This is a genomic window from Pseudoalteromonas sp. GW168-MNA-CIBAN-0100, from assembly GCF_040309225.1.
Taxonomy (GTDB): Bacteria; Pseudomonadota; Gammaproteobacteria; order Enterobacterales; family Alteromonadaceae; genus Pseudoalteromonas; species Pseudoalteromonas arctica.
This window is the reverse complement of sequence record NZ_JBEOOL010000058.1, coordinates 1-2,125: the sequence shown is the minus strand read 5'-3', so window position 1 is coordinate 2,125 and position 2,125 is coordinate 1. Positions and strand designations below refer to the sequence as shown.

Sequence of the window (2,125 nt, the reverse complement as noted above, 5' to 3'; positions counted from 1 at the left end):
GAGCAACCTAAATTAATTGAGCGCATTGACAAGCCCGATGCGGCATTACAACCAGGTACCAATCGAGGCGTAACAACACAGGTGTCAGCGAGAGCCCATGCTGACTACTTATTACAAAATCTACCCGATGATATTCGTGGCAACTACCGTGCATACACCAATGCAGACGGTAAAGTTATCATACAGCGCATAGATGGCAGTAAACCACCAAAACTGCGTTATGAAAATGGCGCGTTAGTGGCCGTATCTGACCAAATCGATGTGTTTAATTCCCTGTCACAAAAATTAAAAATTAAACACAGCAATTTAAACTCAGCGGCAAGAGCCCGTTTAAAAACACTCGAAACGGCGCGAAATAACGCCGTGGCACAACGTGATGCCGCGCTATTAGCAGGAGACGCTAAAGCATTAAAAGATGCACAAAAAGCCATGCGACTAGCCAGTGAAGACTTAGGTGAAGAAGCCGCCCGCATTTATGTACAACAAAACTACCCTAACGCCAAACCATTAAACACCAAACTACCCGGTAACGGCAAGCAAGGTGAATTTGACCAAGTGTATACTATCGACGATGGCAAAGTGCTTATCATGGAAGCCAAAGGCGGTAATGCAACGTGGGGCAGCAGAATGGCAGGAGAAGAGCGCGCACAGCAAGGAACTGCCAAGTACATGAATTCTGTGATAAAAAATTATAACGATAAACTACGCATACTCACAAAAGACCCTCGCTATGGTAAAGTCGGCGAAGAAGCGTTTACTAAGCAGGTCGAGGGGATTGAAGATATGCTGGATGAGTTAGAAATTGCAAAAGAAAACAAAGCCCTAAAATATATTGGCATACAACAAAAAGCCAACGACACTGGTTTAATCGATGTCATTGATGTGTCTATTTTTGATATCGGATTTTAAGGAGTAATTAAGATGATTAAAAGCCATTACAGCTTTGCACAAAGAAGCTATGAGAGAGCAATCAAGTTATACAATAGGTTGCAAGAAGGGGGACTTGGGCGCATTCAAGAAGATCCTAGCCATGGGCTACATAATCATTTTAAGCGTAATCTAATAGACACCTTCCCAATGGAAGCCATTGAAAACCCTAATAGCTACCATGCTTGGCTTTACCTGTTACGCGCATCACAATTAGGGCACGGTATTTTTCAAAGTAACGCCAATGATGGTCAAGCCTTTGCATTTTTTTATGACGATGAATACCTAGAAGTCATTGGCAAGAAAAATCCTGAAAACGCAGAGCATCCTGTTTGGCTACTTGCTTTATATGCCGCGATTATCGTACGCAACCAAGAGGCCATTGATTTTTTAACCACCATCGGTAATGAGGTGTTTGTAAACTCTAATTACGGCAATCAACTCAAACCGTTTGATTACGCCTTAGCTGATTTACTCAAAGGGCTATTCAATCCAAAGGCCGATTTAGCACATTTACTTGAGCAAGCGTATGTCACCTCTAACCCGGATGATTACCCTATTGATGAAGCGTATTTATATGCCAGCCGCCTCAAGTGGCCGTTGGTCTCTGTTATCGAAGCGATTTTCACCGAAGACGGTGAGCAAGCCTACAATAACGCCATGGAAAAAGCCTTGTTACTGCACAAAGAATATTACAGTGATGAAGAGCGTTTAGGCGCCAATGAAGGTGCTATCCCTTTAGCGTTAACCGCGATGGCCGTTATCGCTAAAGAAGTCAAAGGCTATCAAATCACTATTGAAAATGAGTATATTCCTGATTGGTTAATTAATGTTAACCCACCAAAACCAGAATAAACGAATATATAAATAATTACCCGCTCTTTAACAACACGGATGTTGTGAAGTTAGGCGCTAAAAATTAGCGCCTAACCTTTCAAGTAATGGCTGCTTTTTATGGTTAACGCCCTCATTTACTTCTCATTCTTTTCTCTTTGTGCAATATGTTTTTTGAGTAAATTATTCACAAAGAGGGCTAGAGGCGCTTCGCTTAAAGAGTAAAAGCTTACTGTGGCAACCAACTTCAAAAACTCCGAACTAATGGCTCTACGTTTTTACAAACTAACAATAATATAAACATTACGGGCTCAGGTAATGGCGATTTAATTATTCACAACGCGGGCGGCGAGATAAAACTCGA

1 protein-coding gene and 1 pseudogene are annotated in these 2,125 nt (G+C 41.8%); both read left to right on the top strand.

Going from position 1 to position 2,125, the window contains the following annotated elements; genetic code table 11:
- Positions 1-909: pseudogene (locus tag AAEY62_RS19930) on the top strand (contractile injection system protein, VgrG/Pvc8 family); the annotation flags it as partial.
- Positions 910-921: 12 nt separating this feature from the next.
- Positions 922-1,782 carry an immunity 49 family protein gene (locus tag AAEY62_RS19925; RefSeq protein WP_350635891.1) on the top strand — a complete coding sequence of 287 codons (861 nt, stop codon included), beginning with the start codon at positions 922-924 and terminating at the stop codon, positions 1,780-1,782.
- The last annotated feature ends 343 nt before the right edge of the window (positions 1,783-2,125 follow it).

Coding starts and splice junctions, on each gene's coding strand:
- AAEY62_RS19925 (WP_350635891.1), top strand. CDS start 922: ATGATTAAAAGCCATTACAGCTTTGCACAAAGAAGCTATGAGAGAGCA.